This is a genomic window from Vibrio sp. ArtGut-C1, assembly GCF_002105475.1.
Classification (GTDB): Bacteria; Pseudomonadota; Gammaproteobacteria; order Enterobacterales; family Vibrionaceae; genus Vibrio; species Vibrio diabolicus.
In genome coordinates, this window is record NZ_NCTH01000008.1 from 141,849 (window position 1) to 165,279 (window position 23,431).

Annotated in this window: 23 protein-coding genes; 16 read left to right on the top strand and 7 right to left on the bottom strand. The window is 45.2% G+C overall.

What is annotated here, in order from left to right; all coding sequences use genetic code 11:
• Positions 1 to 50: 50 nt before the first annotated feature.
• Positions 51 to 2,651: a TonB-dependent siderophore receptor gene (locus B7360_RS09590; RefSeq protein ID WP_085343394.1), complete on the bottom strand. Its 2,601-nt coding sequence runs from the start codon at positions 2,649 to 2,651 to the stop codon at positions 51 to 53.
• 820 nt (positions 2,652 to 3,471) lie between these two features.
• On the opposite strand from B7360_RS09590, the gene B7360_RS09595 reads away from it, so the two are divergent.
• The 6 genes from B7360_RS09595 to B7360_RS09620 all read left to right on the top strand — a co-directional run bounded on the left by B7360_RS09595 (position 3,472) and on the right by B7360_RS09620 (position 9,741).
• Positions 3,472 to 4,497: an ABC transporter permease subunit gene (locus B7360_RS09595; protein WP_005394935.1), complete on the top strand. Its 1,026-nt coding sequence runs from the start codon at positions 3,472 to 3,474 to the stop codon at positions 4,495 to 4,497.
• Position 4,498: 1 nt separating this feature from the next.
• Entirely contained in the window at positions 4,499 to 5,542 is a 1,044-nt protein-coding gene (locus tag B7360_RS09600) for an ABC transporter permease (RefSeq protein ID WP_085343395.1), read from the top strand.
• A 38-nt stretch (positions 5,543 to 5,580) separates the two neighbouring features.
• Entirely contained in the window at positions 5,581 to 7,407 is a 1,827-nt protein-coding gene (locus B7360_RS09605; RefSeq protein WP_005394933.1) for an extracellular solute-binding protein, read from the top strand.
• Between the two features lie 9 nt (positions 7,408 to 7,416).
• Positions 7,417 to 8,274: an ABC transporter ATP-binding protein gene (locus tag B7360_RS09610; protein ID WP_053084243.1), complete on the top strand. Its 858-nt coding sequence runs from the start codon at positions 7,417 to 7,419 to the stop codon at positions 8,272 to 8,274.
• Positions 8,275 to 8,309: 35 nt separating this feature from the next.
• Positions 8,310 to 9,149 (top strand): ABC transporter ATP-binding protein, encoded by an 840-nt coding sequence (locus tag B7360_RS09615; protein WP_005394930.1) that lies wholly within the window; start codon positions 8,310 to 8,312, stop codon positions 9,147 to 9,149.
• 166 nt (positions 9,150 to 9,315) lie between these two features.
• Entirely contained in the window at positions 9,316 to 9,741 is a 426-nt protein-coding gene (locus B7360_RS09620) for a phosphate-starvation-inducible protein PsiE (RefSeq protein ID WP_012841209.1), read from the top strand.
• 54 nt (positions 9,742 to 9,795) lie between these two features.
• On the opposite strand, the gene B7360_RS09625 is transcribed toward B7360_RS09620, so the two are convergent.
• Complete coding sequence (locus tag B7360_RS09625; RefSeq protein ID WP_005395766.1) at positions 9,796 to 10,662, bottom strand: YicC/YloC family endoribonuclease; 867 nt, start codon at positions 10,660 to 10,662, stop codon at positions 9,796 to 9,798.
• 184 nt (positions 10,663 to 10,846) lie between these two features.
• Here B7360_RS09625 and rph point away from each other — a divergent pair, with 184 nt between their 5' ends.
• A complete protein-coding gene (gene rph / locus B7360_RS09635) occupies positions 10,847 to 11,563 on the top strand; it encodes a ribonuclease PH (protein WP_046874111.1) in 717 nt (238 codons plus the stop codon).
• A 100-nt stretch (positions 11,564 to 11,663) separates the two neighbouring features.
• The gene (pyrE, locus tag B7360_RS09640; RefSeq protein WP_085343396.1) at positions 11,664 to 12,305 is read left to right on the top strand and encodes an orotate phosphoribosyltransferase; all 642 of its coding nucleotides are present in this window, start codon (positions 11,664 to 11,666) and stop codon (positions 12,303 to 12,305) included.
• Positions 12,306 to 12,389: 84 nt separating this feature from the next.
• Here the strand turns inward: pyrE and B7360_RS09645 are convergent, their stop codons facing one another.
• The 3 genes from B7360_RS09645 to coaBC all read right to left on the bottom strand — a co-directional run bounded on the left by B7360_RS09645 (position 12,390) and on the right by coaBC (position 15,308).
• The gene (locus tag B7360_RS09645; protein ID WP_085343397.1) at positions 12,390 to 13,340 is read right to left on the bottom strand and encodes a Kdo(2)-lipid IV(A) acyltransferase; all 951 of its coding nucleotides are present in this window, start codon (positions 13,338 to 13,340) and stop codon (positions 12,390 to 12,392) included.
• Between the two features lie 6 nt (positions 13,341 to 13,346).
• Entirely contained in the window at positions 13,347 to 13,937 is a 591-nt protein-coding gene (slmA, locus tag B7360_RS09650; RefSeq protein ID WP_005395778.1) for a nucleoid occlusion factor SlmA, read from the bottom strand.
• A gap of 171 nt (positions 13,938 to 14,108) precedes the next feature.
• The gene (coaBC, locus tag B7360_RS09655; protein WP_085343398.1) at positions 14,109 to 15,308 is read right to left on the bottom strand and encodes a bifunctional phosphopantothenoylcysteine decarboxylase/phosphopantothenate--cysteine ligase CoaBC; all 1,200 of its coding nucleotides are present in this window, start codon (positions 15,306 to 15,308) and stop codon (positions 14,109 to 14,111) included.
• 193 nt (positions 15,309 to 15,501) lie between these two features.
• Between coaBC and B7360_RS09660 the strand changes: the two genes are divergently transcribed.
• The 8 genes from B7360_RS09660 (at position 15,502) to B7360_RS09695 (ending at position 21,842) form a co-directional block, all read left to right on the top strand.
• Positions 15,502 to 17,175, top strand: coding sequence for a methyl-accepting chemotaxis protein (locus tag B7360_RS09660; RefSeq protein ID WP_085343399.1), 1,674 nt, complete (start codon positions 15,502 to 15,504; stop codon positions 17,173 to 17,175).
• A gap of 114 nt (positions 17,176 to 17,289) precedes the next feature.
• Positions 17,290 to 17,964, top strand: a complete 675-nt coding sequence (radC, locus tag B7360_RS09665; protein WP_047009421.1) for a DNA repair protein RadC — start codon at positions 17,290 to 17,292, stop codon at positions 17,962 to 17,964.
• A 302-nt stretch (positions 17,965 to 18,266) separates the two neighbouring features.
• Positions 18,267 to 18,503 (top strand): 50S ribosomal protein L28, encoded by a 237-nt coding sequence (gene rpmB, locus B7360_RS09670; protein ID WP_005384783.1) that lies wholly within the window; start codon positions 18,267 to 18,269, stop codon positions 18,501 to 18,503.
• A gap of 13 nt (positions 18,504 to 18,516) precedes the next feature.
• Entirely contained in the window at positions 18,517 to 18,687 is a 171-nt protein-coding gene (gene rpmG, locus B7360_RS09675; RefSeq protein ID WP_004410866.1) for a 50S ribosomal protein L33, read from the top strand.
• Between the two features lie 275 nt (positions 18,688 to 18,962).
• Positions 18,963 to 19,439 (top strand): hypothetical protein, encoded by a 477-nt coding sequence (locus B7360_RS09680; RefSeq protein ID WP_085343416.1) that lies wholly within the window; start codon positions 18,963 to 18,965, stop codon positions 19,437 to 19,439.
• 102 nt (positions 19,440 to 19,541) lie between these two features.
• A complete protein-coding gene (mutM, locus tag B7360_RS09685) occupies positions 19,542 to 20,351 on the top strand; it encodes a bifunctional DNA-formamidopyrimidine glycosylase/DNA-(apurinic or apyrimidinic site) lyase (RefSeq protein ID WP_047009422.1) in 810 nt (269 codons plus the stop codon).
• An 86-nt stretch (positions 20,352 to 20,437) separates the two neighbouring features.
• A complete protein-coding gene (gene coaD, locus B7360_RS09690; protein ID WP_085343400.1) occupies positions 20,438 to 20,920 on the top strand; it encodes a pantetheine-phosphate adenylyltransferase in 483 nt (160 codons plus the stop codon).
• Positions 20,907 to 21,842 (top strand): glycosyl transferase family 90, encoded by a 936-nt coding sequence (locus tag B7360_RS09695; RefSeq protein WP_085343401.1) that lies wholly within the window; start codon positions 20,907 to 20,909, stop codon positions 21,840 to 21,842. The genes coaD and B7360_RS09695 overlap by 14 nt, the downstream gene beginning before the upstream one ends.
• Before the next feature lie 31 nt (positions 21,843 to 21,873).
• Here the strand turns inward: B7360_RS09695 and B7360_RS09700 are convergent, their stop codons facing one another.
• A complete protein-coding gene (locus tag B7360_RS09700; protein ID WP_017634986.1) occupies positions 21,874 to 22,662 on the bottom strand; it encodes a glycosyltransferase family 2 protein in 789 nt (262 codons plus the stop codon).
• Positions 22,659 to 23,426 carry a glycosyltransferase family 2 protein gene (locus tag B7360_RS09705; protein WP_085343417.1) on the bottom strand — a complete coding sequence of 256 codons (768 nt, stop codon included), beginning with the start codon at positions 23,424 to 23,426 and terminating at the stop codon, positions 22,659 to 22,661. Before B7360_RS09705 ends, B7360_RS09700 begins: the two co-directional genes overlap by 4 nt.
• Between the last annotated feature and the right edge of the window lie 5 nt (positions 23,427 to 23,431).

Genomic DNA, 23,431 nt, shown 5'->3' on the forward strand with positions numbered 1-23,431 from the left:
AGTGTTTTAGTCAGTCGAAAAGGGCGCGGAAAACCCGCGCCAAATATTTTTTAGAAGTCGTATGATGCCTCGATGTAAAGCTGACGGCCGATTGGATCGTCATATCCAGTTGCATAGAATGGAGAGGTATCATTTAGAGGATCGGCAGGCGGTACCTTGTCAAACATGTTGATAGCACCAAGAGTTACACGACCACTCTCGTTGAATTGGTAAGAAGCCGTTAGGTTCCATGTTGTCATGCTCGCGATTTCTGCTTTGTAACCAGCTTTCTTAGCAGAGTCACAGTCATCAAAGTAGTAACGGTTCGCATAGCTTGAACACATACGGTCGCGGTATTTACCAAATAGGTTGATAGCGACATCTTCGTATGCCCAGCCAAGGTTTAACGTTGCGGTGTATTCAGGCATGAAATCTCTTTCATCTGTTACTGGCTCACTGTCGTTTTCTTGATATTCAGCAATCAAGATCTTAGTTACAGCTACGCGCGTATTGAATGAACCGAACTCATTAGTGTCGTAAGCATATTTCACAGCAAGGTCAACACCAGAACGCTCTTCATATGACTGGTTGACTGGGCCGTAAGATACGGACTTGATTGTACCGTCTGTATTACGAACTACTTCTGTGCCTGGGTATTTACCTGGATCGTTAATTACGTCTTGGTAAGTTGGTGCTGTTACGACGTCTTCCATCTTGATGTGGTACCAGTCAACGGTTACGCCAAGGTCATCCACAGGTTCCCAAGCTAGACCCAAGTTAATGTTTGTACTTGTTTCTTCTTTCAGCTCAGAGTTAGGGCCGTTAAGCGTATCGAAGTATTGAGTATCACACTCTGGGTACTTATCTTTATCTTGTGGGCCGCTACCACCAGCGTTGGCACAAAGCACAGGGTCAAAACCAGAGCCAAAGCCTCGAGTTTGATCGCCAAATAGTCGTTTCAAGTCTGGAGCTCGGAAACCTAGACCGTAGCTACCACGAAGCAATAGAGTGTCAGTAGGACGGTATGCTAGTGCTACTTTAGGAGTGAAGGCTCCGCCTGTTGCCGAGTCGTCGAAGTAGTGGTCATAACGACCAGCGACAGTCATTTCCAAATCTTCAATGATAGGAATTAGGGCTTCGACACCAAGACCAATCTGATCACGGTCACCGCCACCTGATGTTCCGCCTAGACCAGAGAAACCACCAGCCGCTGTTGTCGCATCAATCGTTTCGTTGTAGTCAGTACGGTTCCATTCACCATAAACAGCAAAGCCAGACATACCAGCAGGCAGTTCAACCAAATCACCGGCCAGTGAGCCGTTAACAGAGTAAAGCTTTGAGTAGGCTTCTTTGCTTGATGTGCCGCTGTATTTGTTTACAACGTCTTGAGAGATAGGCCCTAGAAGATCGACATCGCCATTTTGTACGGCTTGATCAAGAGTTAGGAAGATTGCTGGATTGCTTGTTTCAACGCTTTGCTCAGAGTAACCAGCTGATAGGTCCCAATCATACGTATCAGCAAGCAGGCCGTTCAAGCCTAAGGTTAAGCCAAAAGAATCGGCTTCAGTGTTACTTTCGCGTGGGCCAAATTCGACCATACGGCGAGTGTATTCACCTTCGCCGCGGAAGTGAGTGGCATCAACTTCTACGCTGTAAGGGTTAGGTTCGAATTCAGATTCTGTAGACTTGTAGCCAAAACGGGCTTCTGCCATGGCAGTGACATTGTCGTTAATGTCCATTTCACCACGTAAAAGCAGGTCTACTTGTTTATTTTCTGGTTTCAACGTTCGGTATGCAGAGCGGTTAACACCACACTTGCCATCCGCTCGTTCAATAGCGGCATCACCAACGACTTCTTTACATGAAGAACCAACATCAGCTGGTGTTAGAAGTGTTCCGTTTGCGCCTTCAAAGTTTGCACCGTAGCTAGAGTAACCACTTAGCTGAGAACGGCTTGAACCGTCATCGCCAGCCCAATCATCTCGGTCAGATTGCTTAAGCATTTCGTTGCCCGCAAATTGGCCAACGAAGAGAATACGTTTATCGTCAAAATCTTTACCGGCAACAACGTCTAAACGGCCATTTTGGTAGCCACCATCTGTTGCGTCACCCGCACGTACTTTTACAGAAACGCCATCAAAGTCTTTCTTTAAAATGAAGTTTACGACACCGCCGATCGCGTCGGAGCCGTAGATAGCGGAACCTGAATCAGTCATTACTTCAACACGCTCGATAGCGGCAACAGGGATTTGACCAATGTCTTGGAAGTTAGATGTGCCATCTTGAGCCAGTGGATATTGAGGAAGGCGACGACCATCGATAAGAATCAATGTGCGTGAAGCGCCAAGACCACGTAAGTTGACTGACTGTGCCGCAGGTGTGAATGAGAAAGAGTTCGTTTGAGCCATTACACCACCGGTGTTTTGAGTCAAACTGTTCAACACGTCTTGCGCGCTGTTAAAACCTTTAGATTCAATATCTTTACTATTAATAACAGTAACTGGTGAAGGACCTTCCATATCCGTCGTGGAGATACGCGAACCAGTAACTTTCATCTTTTGAAGTTTTTCAACTTGTTGCTCTTCTGCCAGTGCTGTTGCTGGGGCTACGACTGCTGCTGTCCCTAACGCAAGGCTTATCGCAACAGATAAAGCGGTTGTGTTTTTATACATCCTTGTTGCTCCGATTATTATTATTTCCTATGTCTGGCCGCATAGCGGCCAATTGTGACGTTAATATTTCGTTAACGTTCGGCCAATGTATAACCGAGATGAAAAAAGGAAGTCAAACCAGTGGTAAACGGGGATGCTTAAATGTAAAAAAGATGTAAATAACCAGGGTTAGTTTAAAACGCGGAATAAAAAACTAAATAGCCTTACCAGGGCGACATCAAATTTCAATAAAACACCGTATTTTGTGTTTCTTATAAACTTTAATGACTTATCTTGCCTATGGTTTTTTAGTGGGTAATTGAATCTGAAAAAAGATATTTTTCCAGTGAATTGTTCTGAGATGAGTTTTATATCGAATCCATACTTTGGTGACTCGAACTTATAGGGTGGTATCAAAATATGATACCCATTGCTGTAAAAGGGCTCACTCGTATTTTTAGGTCAAATATACATGTGGTGGATATGTCTATTTATTCCATGTATTTGCATTTTTATGTAGGGTTTTGGCTCTAAACAGCCTAGATTGATATTCTGTGTGAATTATTTTTGTGGTTTTTTATAATTTTTTACAAAAACATTTCTGTTTTTCGACTTCGGAGGAAGTTTGTCATGTTTTGGTTTCAAACACTTGAAGCTGATGTGGATTCAAGATAAATATGACGCTGAAATTATTGCAGTAGTAGAAAAGTCTGGTTCTTGAAACGCAGGGAGTGTGTTTCAACAGTTTTAGTTACTACGAGATAAATATGCACCACTTTGGGCGGGGAACTTCCTCTTTCACTCCGCCTGAACTGGACAGTAGACAAGGAGCAAGTTGTATATGCTGTCGTACTTTTTACGCCGTTTGGCGTTGGTGATACCAACGTTTCTCGGGATAACTATTCTTATCTTTGCTATCACTCGTTTCGTGCCGGGCGGACCTGTTGAACGCATGTTGTCACAAATGCAGTCTCAAGGGGATGGTGCCGCATCAATGACGTCTGCTGGTGGCAATACCGCCCTTTCTGATGATCAAATCGCTGAGCTAAATGCGTTTTACGGTCTTGATAAGCCAGTGACAGAAGCGTATGTGGAGTGGCTAAGTCGCTTGGTCGTGCTAGACCTTGGTGAGTCAACACGTTACTACGAGCCTGTCTCTGACATGATTGCAGAGCGTTTACCTGTGTCTTTATTTTATGGCGGCATGACCTTTTTTATCAGTTATTTTATCTCGATCCCTCTTGGTTATTACAAGGCGCTCAAGCACGGCTCTGTGTTTGATTCCGCTTCTTCAATACTCATCTTTGTGGGCTATGCCTTGCCTGGCTATGTGGTGGGTGTATTGCTCATCACGCTATTTAGTTATCACTTGGAATGGTTTCCGATGGGAGGCTTTGTCGGCGATGACTTCGACGATTACGAAACTTTCTTTGAACGCGCCAAGGACATCATGTGGCACGCGGTGTTGCCTTTAATCTGTTACCTCATTGGCGACTTTGCAACACTGACAATGACGATGAAAAACAACCTGATGGAAAACCTTTCTTCAGACTATATCCGTACAGCTATCGCGAAGGGCTTACCTTTCAAAAAGGCGGTTCGTAAGCACGCGTTGCGTAACAGCTTAATTCCAATCGCGAGTCATTTTGGTAACTCTTTGTTGTTCTTCATGACCGGTGCCTTCCTGATTGAAGTTATCTTCAATATTGATGGCATTGGTTTATTGGGTTACGAATCAATCATGGAGCGTGATTACCCTGTTGTTATGGGTATTGTCGCCATTAATGCGCTGTTGCTGCTCATTGGTAACATTATTTCAGATATTTGTGTTGCTTTAGTCGACCCACGTGTGAAGTTTGGAGCGTAACATGATTAAAGTTAGTCCATTAACTCAAAAGAAAATTCGCCACTTTAAAGAGATCAAACGAGGTTATTGGTCGTTTGTCATTCTCTCAATCATGTTGATCCTGTCGCTCTTTGCTGAACTTCTGATTAATAGTAAAGCGCTAGTCGTCAAGTACGATGGTAGCTACTATTTTCCTGTTGTCAGTGATGTCCGTTTAGGCAGTGAATTCGGCCAAGAGTCATCCAGCGAAGCGGATTATCGCGTACTGAAAAAAGCGTTTGAGGCCGAAGGGAGCGACAACTTTGTTATTTTGCCGCTTGTGCCATGGAACCCATATGAACAGGATTTTAGTGGTGATTTCCCGCCAACAGCGCCTAGTGCCGAAAACAAGCATTATTTAGGTACAGATGTGATAGGTCGCGATATTTTGGCACGACTTGTCTACGGATTCAGAACGGCAATGGGATTTGCGTTGCTCACCATGGCAATTTCCTACGCGATCGGTACCGCAGTTGGTTGTGCTATGGGTTTTTGGGGCGGTAAATTTGACTTGTTTGTACAGCGACTTATCGAAATCTGGTCAATGGTACCGTTTTTGTACGTCATTATGATTCTTGTCTCAATCGTTCAACCGACGTTCGCTCTCTTTGTCGCTATTAACGTGCTTTTCACCTGGATGGGGATGACATGGTACATGCGGACCATGACTTATAAAGAAGCGGCACGAGAATACGTAATGGCGGCACGTGCTTTAGGGGCATCGACGGGACGTATTTTGTTTAATCACATCCTACCGAATACGATGGTGATGATCGTGACATTGGCGCCGTTCACTATTGCAGCAAACATCACTGCGCTGACCGCTTTGGATTATCTAGGTTTAGGTCTGATGCCACCAACGCCAAGTTGGGGGGAACTGCTACAACAAGGTAAATCTAACCTAGACTCGCCATGGATTGTTGCCTCAGTGGTGACGTCAATTGTACTCGTGTTGGTAATGGTGACCTTTATTGGTGAAGCCATTCGAGCGGCCTTCGACCCGAAAAAATTCACACGCTATGTTTAAGCGAGCATTGTGAGCAAAACATAAAAAAGGGAAGTTTTATGAAGAAATTATTTTTAGCGTCCACGCTGAGCGCCCTGAGTTTTGGTGCAATGTCAGCAACGCTTCCGACTGACTTAAACTGGCAAACAAACTGGGATGAGCCTCAATATGGTTCGCCTGAAGCGAAACGTGGAGGGACCTATCGCACCTTCATGTCAAGTTTTCCACAGACGTTACGTAGTGTTGGCCCAGACGCTAATGCGGGGTTGCGTTCCTTTATCTTGGATGAAACCCCTGGATTGGTGGTTCGACACCCAGACACTTTAGAGTTCATCCCTGAACTTGCTAATGAGTGGGCGTTAGCTGGCGACAATAAAACCGTCTATTTCAAACTCAATCCAGAAGCCAAATGGTCGGACGGCAAGCCTGTGACTGCCGACGATTTTGTATTCATGCTTAAGTTTTATCGTTCTAAGGATATCCTAGAACCTTGGTACAACGATTATTACAACAAAACCATTGCGGACGTTATTAAGTACGACGCTCATACGTTTGCTGTTAAGGCCGCGAAAGAGTTCAATCCGGAAGAATTATTGCTAAGAATGGGGGCTTTACGCCCTCGTCCCGCACACTTTTATGCCAATCCTTCAAAGGACGAAAATGGTGATGGTATTCACGATAATTTTGTCCGTTACTACAACTTTAAAAGTGAACCAACGACCAGTGCGTACTACCTAGATGATATCAAAAAAGGTAGAAGTGTGACTTTCAAACATGTTGGTGAAGATTGGTGGGGTTACAGCAATAAGTACTACCAAAATCGCTACAATGTCGACAAGATTCGCATCACAGTGATCCGCGATAGCGATATTGCGATGAAGCATTTTGAAAAGGGTAAGTTGGATGCATTTGGTCTGGTTCTGCCAAGTCTATGGCACGATAAATCGAACACAGAACCGTACCAAAAAGGCTATATTCAAAAGTTCTGGGGTTACAACCAATTTCCAGTCGGTGCGGGCGGCGTATGGATGAACACCGCGATGCCTTTACTGGATGATTTAAACGTTCGCAAGGGCATTACTTACGCAATTGATTTTGATGGCATGATTGAGAATATCATGCGTGGTGACTACTCCCGTAAGCCAAACCCGACGGGTTATGGCCATGGTAAATACACCCTACCAGACGCGAAAGCACCGAAATTTGACCCCGCAAAAGCGGCCGAGGCATTCGAAGCCGCAGGCTTTAACAAAATTGGTTCCGATGGTATTCGTGTCAATGATAAAGGTGAGCGTTTAAGCTTCGAGCTGACCTACGGAACACCTGTTCATACTCCTCGTATTGCTTTTTTGCGTGAGCAAGCCAAGCTAGCAGGGTTGGATATTGAGCTCAAGTTGGTTGATGGCTCATCCATGTTCAAATACGTCCGTGAGAAAAAGCACGATTTGGCTTTCTTAGATATGGGTACGTCCGAGATCCCAACGTATTGGGAGTACTTCCATTCAGTCAATGCGAACAAGCCGCAAACTAACTCTTTCACAAACTACAGCACGCCAGAGCTGGATGAAAAGATCATCGAGTATCGTTTTAGCATGGATATGGATAAAAAGATCCAGCTAGGTCATGAGATTCAGCGTGACATCATTGATGCGCACGTTATCGTAACAGGCTACATGATTCCTTATGTCCGCTACGGTCACTGGCGCTGGCTAAAGTTTCCTGATAAGCCAATGAATCGCATGACAGAGGCGTTGTTCAGTGGTGGCATCATAGGGGATGGCACTTACTGGATTGATAGCGATATCAAGAAAGAAACCAAACAAGCGATGAAATCAGGCAAAGCTTTTGAACCTGTCGTCGTCGTAGATGACACTTATAAGCTGTAAGGATTGGTTATGGAAAACGATGTAATCCTAAGTGTTAAAGATCTCGAAGTTGAATTCACCACCGATGATGGACTAGTGAAGGTGCTGCATGGTGTGAACTTTGATGTGAGAGCTGGACGTACACTCGGTCTGGTGGGAGAGTCAGGCAGTGGGAAGAGCGTAACCTCAATGTCGATCATGGGGCTACTGCCTAAGCCATATGGCAACATCATCAAAGGTGAAGTGAATTATCGCGGCACCAACCTAGTTGATTTGCCTGCGGAAGAGATGTACGCCATGCGTGGCGATCGCATTTCGATCATCTTCCAAGATCCGATGACGGCGCTCAATCCAGTACACACTATTGGTCGTCAAATATGTGAAGTGCTTGAACTCCATCGACCAGAGCTCGACAAAAAGGAGCGGGAGGCTTTCTCGATTGAGATGCTGGCAAAAGTCAAAATCCCAATGCCAGAGAAACGATTGAATGAGTATCCCCATAACCTATCTGGCGGTATGCGCCAGCGTGTCATGATCGCGATGGCGTTGGCCTGTAAGCCGGACATTCTGATTTGTGATGAACCGACTACGGCGTTGGATGTTACGGTTCAGGCGTCTATCCTTGAACTGATGAACGAGCTTCAGGAAGAAACGGGCATGGCGATGATCTTCATTACTCACGACCTCGGGGTTGTGGCAGAAGTGTGTGATGATGTTGCCGTGATGTATGGTGGGCGTATTGTCGAAAAAGCAGAAATTTTTGAGTTGTTTGATAACCCGCAGCACCCATATACAGAGCGTTTGATGGGGTTGATGCCGAGCTTAGATAATGAGCCGAAGCAGATGATCGATATCAAGCCTATTGATGCCAGCATGTTTGCCAGTTAACTGGGCAAAGTGAACGAGTCATAAAAGAGGATGTTATGGCAAAAGAAGTATTAAGAATTGAAAATCTTAAGCAGCACTTTGTTTCTGGTAAAGGGCTGTTCAAGAAAGGCTACACCATCAAAGCGGTAGACGGGGTTTCACTGTCTGTTTCTGAAGGTGAAACACTGGGACTAGTTGGTGAGTCAGGTTGTGGTAAAAGCACCCTTGGGCGCACGATCTTAAAGTTATACGAGCCAACGGAAGGTAAGATTTTCTTTGAAGGTAAAGACATCACTAAACTGTCTGTCAAAGAGATGCGATCGCTGCGTAAAGACATGCAAATCGTCTTTCAAGACCCAATGGAATCACTCAATCAGCGTCATACCATCGGTATGATTCTAGAAGAACCGTTTGTTATTCATAAAATCGGTACGCCAGCCGAGCGCAAACAGTGGGTAAAAGAGCTTTTAATCAAGGTGGGTTTGCCAGAAACGGCAGTCAACCGCTATCCACATGAGTTTTCAGGCGGCCAACGTCAGCGTATCGGTATTGCTCGCGCGATTGCATTGAAGCCTAAATTACTGATTTGTGATGAATCGGTATCTGCACTAGATGTATCGGTACAGGCACAAATTCTGAACCTATTACTACAACTGCAACAAGAGATGAACTTGGCGATCATCTTTATCTCTCACGATCTCTCTGTGGTGAAACACGTTTCAGACAAAGTTGCCGTGATGTATTTTGGTAAAGTGGTAGAAGCAGGCAGCGCGAAAGAAATTTATGCAAACCCGCAAAACGAGTACACCAAGAAACTCCTATCTGCGATTCCGATCACCCACCCTAAATATCGGAAGAAAAAGCGCCTGGCTGAAAAAAAGCAGCAAGTGGCGTAAGTGATGCCACAGGTCCTATAACACAAAAACGCTCCGCCAAATAAGCGGAGCGTTTTTATAGGCCTATGTTAGGTCTTGGTGTCGATTGGCGCTTGAGTATTATGATTGATTGAAGATCGTTGCATGCTAAACTCAAGGCCTATCTTATTTGTCTGGATAATGGACCATGCCGTCGAATTTACCGAAATCCTTTAGTCGACCGTTCCTGAAAATCTTCCATATTTTGGAGGCGGTATTATTAGTCTCTATTACCTTGGCGACGTTGTACGCCATGATGCAAGAGTTTGTACACGTATTTGTCGAGAAGCGTGTCTTACTCACGGATATTCTTTTGATGTTTATCTATCTGGAAGTGCTCGCCATGGTGCAGCAGTTCGTGATGAACGGTAAAATTCCGGTACGCTATCCTATCTATATCGCGATGATGGCGATCGCCCGCTATATCACACTCGGAATGAAAGAGCTGGATGCGGTTTTGGTTGTGTGGTTATCTCTGGCAGCGTTTATCTTAGCTGCGGCAACGTTGCTCATCAGAGTCGGGCATCATTATTGGCCCTACGTTGATAACAGAACCTTGGAAAAAGATGAATAAAAGAAAGCCCCGCACTAGCGGGGCTTTTTTGTTTCAATACTCGTGACTTTTAGATCATTCAATGTTTTGGATCTGCTCACGCATCTGTTCAATTAGAACTTTCAGTTCAACGCCCGATGCGGTGATGTCGGTGCTGATGGATTTCGACGCTAGCGTGTTCGATTCACGGTTGAACTCTTGCATCATGAAGTCCAGACGACGACCCACTGCGCCACCTTTTTTCAGAATGTTTGTGGTTTCTTTTACGTGAGAGTCCAAGCGATCGAGCTCTTCAGCAACATCCGATTTTTGCGCTAGCAAAATCAACTCTTGCTCGATACGAGATGGATCCAGTTCCACTTTAGCGTCTTCGAACTTCGAGAATAGTCGCTCACGTTGCCATTCTAAAATTTCTGGCATGCGGGCACGCACTTTTACGACTTCTGCAGATATGGCGTCTAAACGCTGTTCAATCAGCGCTTTCATGTTCTCGCCTTCACGAGCGCGCGCTTCAATAAATTCATCCATTGCGCCATCAAACGCTTCTAGTAGCACTTTATTTACTGCATCCATGTCTTGCTCTGGCGTTTCCATTACCCCCGGCCATTGCATGACTTGAAATGGATTGATTCGGCTCAGTTCACCAGTCATGTGCATGACTTGTTCAGCGGCCTTAATTACCTGGCTAGCAAGCGCTTCGTTGATGCTAAGCTCACCTTTTGCGGCAGGGTTTGCTTCAAAGCGCAGATTACATTCCACTTTGCCTCGCGCTAAGCGCTTACGAAAACGCTCGCGTAAAACGGGCTCTAATCCGCGAAATTGTTCTGGCATGCGGAAGTATGTTTCTAAATAACGCTGGTTCACGCTGCGGATTTCCCATACCGCAGAACCCCAATCGCCTTTTACTTCTTTGCGTGCATACGCTGTCATACTGTAAATCATCGAATTTTCCTGTCTTCATTTTTTGAAAATTACTTCAAGAGTGTATCACGCTGCGTCGATAGGTGCGCGGGATGTATGGATTGTTTATGTTGTGCCAGCGGCGTAACCTATGAATCCGGAATCGATTCCGTTATAATCTTCGCCCAACCAAATCGTCTTCTCCTCATATTTAAGGTAGATGCCCATGCGTCCAAACGATCGCAAGGCGGATCAAGTTCGCCCTATCAAAATTACTCGTAACTACACAGCTTACGCTGAAGGGTCAGTGCTAGTTGAGTTCGGTAACACCAAAGTGTTGTGTAATGCGACCGTCGAAGAATCTGTGCCACGTTGGCTAAAAGGTCAAGGTAAAGGCTGGGTTACAGCTGAATACGGCATGCTACCTCGAGCAACACATTCTCGTACTCGTCGTGAAGCAGCAAGTGGAAAGCAAGGCGGCCGTACGATGGAAATTCAGCGTCTTATCGCGCGAAGCCTACGTGCTGTTGTCGATCTAAAAGCCATGGGTGAGTTCATGATCACCGTTGACTGTGACGTTATCCAAGCTGACGGTGGTACCCGTACTGCATCTATCAGCGGCGCAAGTGTTGCAATGGCCGATGCGTTCCAACACCTAGTGGATAGCGGTAAGCTAAAAGCGAATCCAATGAAAGGCCACGTAGCGGCAGTTTCAGTTGGTTTGCTAGGCGATGATGTTCTGTGTGACCTTGAGTACGTTGAAGATTCAGCGGCAGACACAGACATGAACGTTGTAATGACAGAAGAAGGTAAGATGATTGAAATTCAGGGCACCGCAGAAGGTGAACCGTTCAGTCACGAACAGCTGATGGCATTGCTCGAGTCGGCGAAAATCGGCATTACGGAAATTGTCGCAGCGCAGAAGGCGGCGTTAGAAAATTAATGATTTATTTAAATAGCTTCCCCGAAAGGAAGCTATTTTTTTGCATATTACTAGGTCCTAGGACCTGATCCCCACACGAAAAGAAAATTGAGAGAAATCCATGAAAGCATACCAGCGTGAGTTTATTGAGTTTGCACTTGAGAAAGAAGTTCTTAAGTTTGGTGAGTTTACTTTGAAATCTGGCCGTAAAAGCCCGTACTTCTTTAACGCTGGTTTTTTCAATACTGGTCGTGACCTAGCGCGTCTTGGTCGTTTTTACGCAGCAGCGCTTGCAGATTCAGGCATTGAGTTTGATGTGCTGTTTGGCCCGGCGTACAAAGGTATCCCAATTGCGACGACAACAGCAGTCGCGCTGGCGGATCACCACGATATCGACACGCCTTACTGCTTCAACCGTAAAGAAGCGAAAGATCACGGCGAAGGCGGTAACCTTGTAGGCTCTGCGCTTGAAGGTCGAATCATGCTAGTGGATGACGTAATCACAGCAGGTACTGCGATTCGTGAATCGATGGAAATCATTCAAGCAAATGGCGCAGACCTTGCTGGTGTACTGGTTGCTATCGACCGCCAAGAGAAGGGCAAGGGCGAGCTTTCTGCGATTCAAGAAGTTGAGCGTGACTTTGGTTGTGCCGTGATTTCAATTGTAAGTTTGGGTGATCTTGTGACTTACTTAGAAGAGAAAGGTGACGCTGCTGAGCACTTGGAAGCAGTTAAAGCCTATCGCTCGGAATACGGCATTTAATTCGTTACTTTTTCTGAAAAAGTAAAAAGGGCAGATGGATATTCATCTGCCCTTTTTTGTTTTTGGATTTATCGCCTTGACGACTTACTTATAGCGAATGCCTTTCTCGACATGCTCATCTTGCATGGTTTTGTAGCGTTTATGGAGCCACATCCATTGCTCTGGAGCGCGCAGAATGACCTCTTCCACATACTTGTTCATATAAGCGGCAGCGGCGACTTCGTCTTTTTGTGGATAGTCGGCTTCAATGCACTTATCGGCGATGATGTCGTATTTCCCTTCACCATTGCGAAACCCTGAGCCTGGGATGATCGCACATTTTGAGGTATACGCCAGAATGCTTGTACCAGTTGTCGTACACGCATCGTCTACGGCAAAGAAGGGCACAAATACAGATTTTTTGCGACCGTAATCGTGATCCGGCAGATAGAACAGACGCTCACCACTGCGTAATACACGAATCATCTTTTTCACATCTTTACGATCAATCAGTTTATTACCGTTATGTGTCCGTCCCCAATACTGGATAAAGTTATAAGCAGGATTATTATGCGGACGAAACGCGCCGTACCCGGCCACGCCTAACACGGCGAAAGCACGCGCAGTGATCTCTAGATTAAGAGCGTGGACACAACAAAGTAGGACGCCTTTACCTTCTTTGGCTTTTTCACGCAGTGCGCCGAGATCTTTCTCGACGATAAGTTTTTTAAAGCGCCAAGTCGGCCAGAACCAAGTGATCCCGGTTTCTATGAGTGCCATACCGGTATTTTTGAAGTTCTCTTCAACAATATGTTGAATCTCTCCAGGTGTTTTCTCTGGAAAGGCCAATTCTAAGTTACGTTGAGCAACGTGGACACGCTTTTTACCGTAGCGCATGCCAAGTTTGCCGAGTGAACGACCTAATGAAAGCAGCAGCCGATAAGGAAGAATATTGACCAGGATGGCCAACAGACCAAACCCAAGCCATACGCCCCAGTTACGAGGGTGAAGAAGTGAAAGAGAAAACTCGGGCTGCGTGTATTTGTCTTTACTCATAATCTTTTACTTTATTTGTGCACTCAAAAGCGCCCAGTACTCGTCAAAGTTTGCAGTCGGCTGGTATTTAAAGTCGCTACGCACAAAGCGGTTTAGGCTACCCTCAACTTGTCCCAGAATTTGCGCGGCTAGGATGCGCTCTTCGACAGGGAAAGACTTCCCTTCACGAATCTTACGTTCACGCAGGATCTGGCGCAATTGTGTTTCTATGCGCTCAAAGAGTTGATTGATGCGTTCACGTAGGCGTTCATTTTCAAACATTAGAGCATGGCCCGACAAAATGCGTGTCAGACCAGGGTTACGTTCAGAGAACGCCAAAATAAGGTGCATCACCATACGAATACGCTCTAGTGTATCTTTTTCGTCGTCTAGAATACGGTTGATACGTGTCATCAAGGCTTCTTCAATGAACTCAATCAACCCTTCGAACATGCGCGCTTTACTTGGGAAATGACGATACAGCGCGGCTTCTGAAACGCCGACTTGCTTGGCCAGTTTTGCCGTAGTAATACGTGAAGCGCCTTCTGTTGATTCAAGCATTTCTGCTAATGCTTGTAAGATCTCTTCACGACGGTTGGATTTTTTACTGCCGGCCATTAGTTACTTCCTTTCAAAATACAAAGTTGAGCGGAGGGGATTATAAGACGCTATTTCGCCTCAAACTAGATCACTAAGGGTGGAATGGGAGATTTAACACCCTTAGTTGTCATGTTTGTACCAAATTTATGCCAGCTTTTGTGAAAAGTTGGCAGGGTTTTCAAACGTTAGTTACATCAATTGATGCATTTTTTCGAGAATTTTAAAGCTCAATGCTTCTTTTGATTCTAAATCGAGCGCAAGTTCACCCTCAGGCCAGTACAGGGTAATCGCGTTGTCGTTGCTGTTAAATCCTTGCCCTGCAACCGAAACGTCGTTTGCACAGATCATATCGAGGTTTTTCTTTGTTAACTTGCCTCGAGCGTAGGTCTCTACGTCATTGGTTTCAGCCGCAAAGCCGACGGTAAACGGACGCTTCTCCGTCATTGCTGCCACAGATGCAACAATATCAGGATTTTTAACCATATTAATGACCATTTCGTCGTTGTCTTCTGTCTTTTTCAACTTTTGAGACGCGATCGTTTGTGGGCGGTAGTCGGCAACGGCAGCGCAGCTAATAAAGGCATCATGCTGGTTTGCATGTGTCATAACGGCTTCGTGCATCTCTTGTGCACTGGAAACATTTATGCGCTCAACACCTACGGGCGTATTTAAACTGACAGGACCGCTCACGAGGGTGACTTTTGCTCCCATCTGCGCTGCGGCGCTCGCCAATGCATAGCCCATTTTCCCGGAGCTATGGTTCGTAATGTAACGCACTGGATCAATCGCTTCGCGAGTTGGTCCGGCGGTAATGAGTATCGACTTACCTTCTAGCAATTTTGGTTGAAAGAACTGTTCACATAGATGTACTAGCTGCATTGGTTCCAGCATTCGACCTGGTCCTACATCACCACAGGCTTGCTCTCCTGCAGCGGGGCCCCAGATGTGCATACCACGACGCGCTAACGTAGCGATGTTCTCTTGGGTTGCGATATTGCGATACATCTGTTGATTCATCGCAGGAGAAACAGCAACAGGGGAATCCGTCGCGAGCACGAGCGTAGTAAGTAAATCGTTCCCCATGCCTGCGGACATGCGCGCGATTAAGTCCGCGGTCGCTGGCGCTAATAGCACTAAATCTGCCCACTTGGCCAATTCAATATGGCCCATAGAGGCTTCCGCCGCTGGGTCTAATAAACTGTCCGAGACAGGACGGCCCGAAACGGCTTGCATGGTTAAAGGGGTAATGAACTCTTTTGCTGCTTTCGTCATTACAACTTGAACTTGCGCTCCTCTCTCTATGAGGCGACGGGTTAGCTCCGCACATTTATACGCAGCAATACCGCCACTGATGCCGAGTAGAATTTTCTTTCCTGCTAGTGTTTGCATGTGAGATCTCCAATTTGATGACCGGATTTTAACACAATTCAAAGTCTGACCGCCCGAGCATATATAACGAGAAGATAATTCACATCAAACTCCAGAGTATTAATCTGACCGAGGAAGGGAAAATTCTCGCCTACCTCACAGACAAGTTGCGCGGAGTTTGCAAGTCTGAAAAGAAAAAGAGGTAGTGGAAACCATGGTGTTGAAAAGTCGAAACAAATTGCTGCTGATAACCCTAATTCCGCTGTTGTTGATCACCACGTTGATCTCAGTGGTGTATTACATCAACAGCAGTAAAAGTTTGGAAGCGGAGCTGGCAAGAGACAGACAAGAGCTCATCGAAACGAAGAAGAAAGAGCTACAAGCCTACATGATGATGGGCGTGACGGCGATAAAACCGTTATACGACACGGATGTAAATGGAAGTAATAAAGAGGCAGCAAAAGAAATTCTGAAAGCCATGCGCTTTGAAAGCGATGGTTACTTTTTTGCCTACGACTCTCAAGGTGTGAATACGTTACATGCCATCAAACCTTCTTTAGAGGGTAAAAACCTTTACGACTTAAAAGATGAAAATGGGGTCGCAGTTATCGCGGGCTTGATTGATGCTTCTCAAAAAGGGGATGGGTTCCTCTATTTCTCGTGGCACAAACCGACCATTGACGCACAAGCGCCTAAGCTAGGCTATGCAGAATATTTATCGAAATGGGACTGGGTTTTAGGCACTGGTGTTTATATTGATGACATCGACCAGCAAGTTGCGATGCACAGAGAGTTAAAGACTCAAGAGCTAAAAGAGCATACGTTATCTGCCGTGTTGATTTCCGTTGTTGGGTTGATCATTACCAGTGTTCTCACCAGTATCGTGGTGTCGAAAGGCATTCAGCCATTACAACATGTCGCGGCGTCATTGAAAGATGTAGCCGCAGGCGGCGGTGACTTAACGGCTCGTTTAAAAGTCGAAAGTCAGGATGAAGTCGGTGAAGTGGCGGCCGCGTTTAATGAGTTTATGGATAAGCTGCACCCACTGATGCAGGATATCCACCGCTCTGCGACGACAGTACAGACCGTTTCTCAAAGCCTGAACACTCAGACCAGCCAAGCGAGCGGTCAAATGCAGGATCACTGTTTAGAGACGGACAAAGTCGTGACTGCGGTGACACAAATGAGCATGACAGCGAAAGAAGTAGCGAGCAATACCAATGCGACTGCACAGGCGATTGAGGATGCCAACAGTCAAGTCACCGCCGCTCAGCATGAGGTCGAGCAAGCAATAGAAGGCATTACCGAACTCGTGACGGAGATAGATAGCACGTCAGATGCAATTTCTGAGTTGAGTTTACAGACCGAAAAAATAACCAAAGTGCTGGATGTGATTGGCGAGATAGCCGAGCAAACGAATTTGTTGGCCCTAAATGCGGCGATTGAAGCGGCTAGAGCGGGTGAGCAAGGCCGAGGGTTTGCCGTCGTTGCGGATGAAGTTCGCTCGTTAGCCAGTCGTACACAAAATAGTACTCATGAAATTGGCGACATGCTCAAGCAGCTACAAAATGGTGTATCAAGAGCGGTCAGTACAATGTCGGTGAGCCAAAAACGAGGTGTAAAAACGGCGGAAGAATCGGCGCTCATTCAGCAATCTCTTTCTGGTGTTCATCATTCTATCGGTACGATTCGAGATATGGGTATTCAAACCGCGTCTGCCGCCGAAGAGCAAAGTGCGGTTGCAGAAGACATCAACCAAAACTTAGTGGCTATTCAACAGATCGTGAACAACATTAATGAGACGTTGCAGCATGCCGAGTCAATCAGCACGCAGCTATCACAGTCTGGAACAGAAATTCACGGCTTGGTTGGCAACTTTAAACTCTGATGAACTGTTAAGTTGCATTGAAAGCACTGATGGTACGAAGAAAGCGAAAGTCACACTCGACTTTCGCTTTTTGTTTTGTGGAATAGGGGCACTTTCCATATAAAGAGACATCAGATGATACTGAAAGCTATGCCAACTGAGTCCATGCCCAGGGAGAAGCTGCTGCAACGAGGACCGCAAGCATTAACCGATGCTGAGCTACTGGCTATTTTCTTGCGCACGGGCACCCACGGAATGAACGTAATTGAACTTGCAGACTTCCTTATTCAAGACTTTGGTTCGCTAAGACAACTATTTTCAGCATCAGAGCAAGAGTTTTGTCGTCATAAAGGGTTGGGACAAGCCAAGTATGTTCAGTTGCAAGCGGTACTAGAAATGACGCAGCGCTATTTAGCGGAAACGCTAAAGCGTGGTGACGCCTTAACCAGCCCCGACCAAACTAAGTTATATCTTTCTTCTATTTTAAGGGATCGGCAAAGAGAGGCTTTTTATATTCTTTTTCTCGATAACCAGCACCGAGTGATAAAAGATGAAATTTTATTTGAAGGAACGTTGGATGCCGCGTCGGTGTATCCGAGAGAAGTCGTCAAGCGTGCTTTGCATCATAATGCGGCGGCTTTGATTTTGGCGCACAATCATCCTTCAGGCGTTGCTGAGCCGAGCCAAGCTGACAGAAGGATTACAAGGCGTCTCACCGACGCATTAGCATTGGTAGATATTCGTATTTTGGACCATTTCGTTATCGGAGATGGGGAAAGTGTCTCTTTTGCTGAAAGAGGCTGGATATAACTGTGCGTTTTTTAGGTTGTTAGTTGCTAAAAATCTGCTATCATCCACGCCACTAAATTTTTAACTGAATTCAGCTTGGACTGCTAAAAAAATCTGCTGTCTAAAAAAAGATCACGAAAACCTGTAAAAAGGATCTGTTCGGGTCTTGAGCAATGCATATCAAGTTAGTATAATGCGCGACCTTTGATAGCCTTGTATGGATTTTCCATAGCGGTTCTTAACCTCTAACTTCTTTTCGAGAGATAGAGAGGTTCGGCCACCAAGGTTGATATCGAGCTGAAACGATTTTGGAGAAGACATTCATGTCACGAGTATGCCAAGTAACTGGTAAGCGTCCAGTAACGGGTAACAACCGTTCACACGCACGAAATGCTACTAAGCGTCGTTTTCTGCCGAACCTACAAACTCATCGTTTCTGGGTAGAGAGCGAAAAACGTTTTGTTAAACTACGTCTATCTGCTAAAGGTATGCGCATCATCGACAAGAAAGGTATTGATACTGTTCTTGCAGACATGCGTGCACGTGGCGAAAACGTTTAAGAGGAAATAAGCAATGGCAAAGAAAGGCGTTCGTGAGAAAATCCGTCTAGTATCTTCTGCAGGTACAGGCCACTTCTACACAACTGATAAGAACAAGCGTAATATGCCAGGCAAATTTGAGATCAAAAAGTTTGATCCAGTAGTTCGCCAGCACGTTATGTACAAAGAAGCAAAAATCAAATAATTGGTTTCAGTCTCTTTGATGAATTGAAAAACCCAACTTTCGAGTTGGGTTTTTTATTACCTGAATAAAAGTGCTGAAGAAAAGGTTCAGTACGTCATCGGATTATAAAGTACTGCCGAAGTTATTTTACTGGTCCGACTCTATACTCGAATTTTTTGATTGATCGCTCTCTGCCGCTTAGTTACCACTTCCCTACACACTTGCACACCGTTGTTCTAGTCAAGCTCAATACTCTTTGGTAGTTTACTCATAACTATAAGAGAGTAGAGATGGTTATGCGTGTGAGTCCGGCTCGTCGCCGCCGATGGAACAATATTCTTATTCTGGGCATTATCGCGTTTATAGTGATCTTAAATGCGCCGATGTGGATCAAAACTTACCTATTAACAGACCAAGCAGACCCCTACCCAAATGTACTTCGCTCCGACTATACGGTGGAGTCTTTGTACTATAGTGGCTGGGAGTTCGAACTGCATAATGGACGATGGCAATCCAACATCAAAGTCGACGCACCGATCAGTGAACTTGTATCACGTTGGCAATCATTGGAAGGGACCGAGCTTACCTCAGAACAGTACGATCACTTAAAACCTAACCTGACGGCACCTGAAACGGTAGAAGTCTGGTATCAAGATCTCGAAGAGCCGCAGCGGGTGACTTTCTTTCGTTTACCTGATTTCTGGCTATTTAAAACCTGGCAAGACAAATGGGTCGCTATCTCCGTCGATGAAAACTACCTTATGCCAGAGTAAAGCCTTTTTGCGTCTATACCCCTAATAAGCTTCCCTATTTATCGTTTTTCTTTTCGATTATGCTAGCAGCGAGAACTATTAGCCGGTGAATTGGAGAATCTAATGCCTGAGTTGCCAGAAGTTGAAGTCAGTCGTATGGGAATTAGCCCCCACATGGTTGGACAAACGATCCAGTCGTTTACTTTTCGAACGCCTAAATTGCGCTGGGATATTCCTATAGAGCTTAAAAAATTGGAAGGGCAGGTGATCCGTGCGATTAGCCGTCGCGCGAAATACTTACTGATCGAGACAAACACAGGTACAGCCATTGTTCACTTGGGCATGTCGGGGTCTTTACGTGTCCTAGATGCCGACTTTCCGCCAGCAAAGCACGATCATGTGGATCTCAAACTAAGCAGTGGAAAAATACTGCGTTATAACGATCCGCGTCGTTTTGGGGCATGGCTGTGGTGTGCTCCTGGCGAGTCACATGCTGTACTAGCAAACATGGGGCCTGAGCCTTTAACTGAAGAGTTCAATGCGGAATATGTAGCGGAGAAAGCTAAAAATAAGCGTGTCGCCGTCAAGCAGTTCATCATGGACAACAAAGTCGTGGTTGGTGTCGGGAACATCTACGCGAATGAGTCGTTGTTTAAATCTCGAATTCACCCTTCAAGGCCTGCAGGTAAGCTGACTTCTCAAGAGTGGGGGTTACTTGTTGAAAATATCAAAATGACACTTGAGATTGCCATTACGCAAGGTGGGACTACGCTGAAAGATTTTGCGCAAGCCGATGGAAAGCCGGGTTACTTTGCACAAGAGTTACTAGTTTACGGAAAAGCCGGAGAGCCATGCCCAGAGTGCGGCGAACGACTTCAAGAACTAAAGATTGGCCAACGTAATACCTTCTTCTGTAATGATTGTCAGAAGTAAGACGAACTAATATAGAGTTTAAGTTGTTGTAATCTTGCGCTCGAGCCTCAATAATTCAATCAGTTTCGAATAACTTAGTAAATTATATGAAAGTCATTTATCCGGGCACTTTTGATCCAGTGACTAATGGTCACCTCAATCTAATAGAACGTACTCACGAAATGTTTGATGAGGTTGTGATTGGCGTAGCCGCAAGCCCATCGAAGAACACCATGTTTTCATTGGAAGAGCGCGTTGCACTGATGCAGGACGTTGTAGCGCATTTACCTGGTGTGACGGTAAAGGGGTTCTCTGGGTTATTAGTGGATTTCACGAGAGATGAGCAAGCTAAGGTTCTTATTCGTGGTTTGCGAACAACGGTAGACTTTGAATACGAGTTTGGACTGACCAACATGTACCGAAAGCTATTACCAGGTATCGAAAGTGTATTTTTGACACCTGAAGAAGAGTTTGCGTTTCTATCGTCGACTATCGTGAGAGAAGTGGCCATTCATGGCGGAAGTATCGATCAGTTCGTTCCCAAGCCAGTAGCCATCGCGATTGGGGAAAAACTGAATGAAAGACAGTAAATTCCCTTATTATTTCTCAAACGCTCTCTCGATACTTATCCCTCGTTTTGTATATCGAGCACAAGCAAAGCGTTTACTTTCGAATTTAACTGAAGCCGAGAAGCAACTCTGCCTTGAGCGGGTGAACTATTACAACAAGTGTGAAACGCCGTTTTCAGTCGATAGCCGAGAACAAAGTTACGCGACAGTCGATACATTTAAAAAAACGAAAGGTTGGACGTATTTTTTCGATCTTCTCCAAGTTGTACGCTATTTCCCTTCCAGTTTTGCGTTTAACTACATCAACGGCGATGTTACACACATTCCCAATGTACCGAGTTTTATAAAAAGCCGCCCTATTTTGGGTAACAACCAAAATTCAGTGGTGTTGAAACTTAATCAAGTTCGTCATTTTAAATTTATTGATGATTCTGTTCGCTATCAAGATAAAAAGGACATGGTAGCGTGGCGCGGCGTGGGTTTTCAGCCGCATCGTCAAAAGGTGATTCATGCGTTTTACAACCATCCGCAATGCAACATTGGCCAGACCCGCCCGGTAGAAGGGCAGCCTTGGGAAAAAGGCTTTATGAGCATTGAGGAGCAACTTCAATACAAGTTCTTGTTGTGTATAGAAGGCAATGATGTGGCCACCAACCTTAAGTGGGCTATGTCGTCTAACTCCTTGGTTATTATGTCAAAGCCAAAATATGAGACTTGGTTTATGGAAGGTAAGTTAGAGGCTGGTGTCCACTATGTTGAAGTGAAGGATGACTATTCGGATTTGCCCGAAAAGATGGACTATTATCTAGCGAATGAGCAAGAAGCATTAGCGATCATTGAAAATGCGCACCAGTGGGTTGAGCAGTTCAAAGATAAACGTAAAGAGCGTTTGATCTCATTGATGGTTGCCGATAAGTACTTCGTTTTATCTCAGCAACAATAAAAAAGGGGCGTTTCGCCCCTTTTTTATAATCTTAAGCTTCTAGAAATTGATCAACACCATTCTCACAGCGTTTAAGCTTGTTTTTAATGGTGTTCTCTAAAATCTCGTCATTTTGTCCGAGTGACGCACGAGAGTTTTCTACGTGGTACAAGTGGTAGCCTACACCTGCGAATTTTAGGTAAAGACGTGACTTACCCGCATTCAACATGCGATGAACAAACTCGCTGTCTTCGCGTCCCCATCCAACAAAATCTTGGTTGAAGCCATTCACTTCGATGACATCTTGTCGCCAAAACGCCATGTTGCAACCGCGAGTGGCTTTATCGTTATTGCGCTCGTAAGAGAACCATTTCGATAGCAAAGCGTTGGTGATGCAGTTTTTACGATTGCGAATGCCTTTGCTGAAGATAGAAGGCACTAAGCCGTTTTCCATGATGGCCTTGCTGCAGCTTTCATCCGTTAACACACGTCCACCCTGTACAAACCAATTTGGTTTTGCGACTTGTTTATGTGATTCAATAAACGTTTGGGACAGCACCATGTCGCCATCAATCATGATGAGGTAGTCACCTGATGCTTTTGCGATAGCACGGTTGCGGCTCATTGAAAGTTGAAAGCCATTATCTTCGTGCCAGCTATGAATAAGTGGTACTGGAAAGCCGTCACGCAGTTGGTCGATCATTGCTTTGGTATCGTCTCGAGAACCGTCATCTGCAACGATGACTTCATCAGGCAAAACGGTTTGACGTTTCACGCTTTCTAACACCGCTTTTAATGCTTCTTTCCAGTTGTAAGTGGTGATAATTAAAGTCGTTTTCATGATTTTTTTGCCTGTTCACGTAAGTAGAGATCGATATATTTTACAAAAGTAGAGTGCATGCTTAGCCAAGCCAGAATAAAGCCATGCTTGCCATCAAGGAAGCCTCGTTTGAGCACATACATCTTCAAAAAGCTCGCAAGAGCGTGAACGATAGCGGTCGTTAAACCCGCTTTCTTTTTACCTTCACGTTCATCCGTCCAGGCCTTGAGGTAGCCAGTGGTTTTATTGATGTAATGATGAAGGTGCTCGTAAGTGTAGTGATGCAGTCGACCATCCAGTTTTTTAGTTTGATAGTTTTTCTCATCAACTTTTTCATGAACGAGCGAATCATTATATTGCGTATATTCGGTGCGATATAAGCGCACAATCCAGTCTGGAGACCAACCAGAATGGTAGATGAACTTACCAAACGCTGAGCTTAGTCGATTAAGTTTGTATAAAACGTTCGGCTTATTGGCTGATACCGCGTGTAAGATACTTTCTTTTAGCTCTGGAGTGACTTGTTCGTCTGCATCAAGCCATAAAACGTAGTCTGCCGTAACGTATTGCTGCGCAAGTTGGCGTTGTTTACCGAATCCTGGCCAATCTAGGTTGGTGTAAAACTTATCTGTGTATTGTCGGGCGATTTCTTCGGTACGATCAGTGCTGCCCGAGTCTAGAAGGACAATCTCATCGACCCAATCTTTTACTGTGTCTAGACAAGCTTGTAAGTGCTTCTCTTCATTTTTTACAATTAAGGCAACGGCTAAGGTTGGTTTGGACAAGGTCA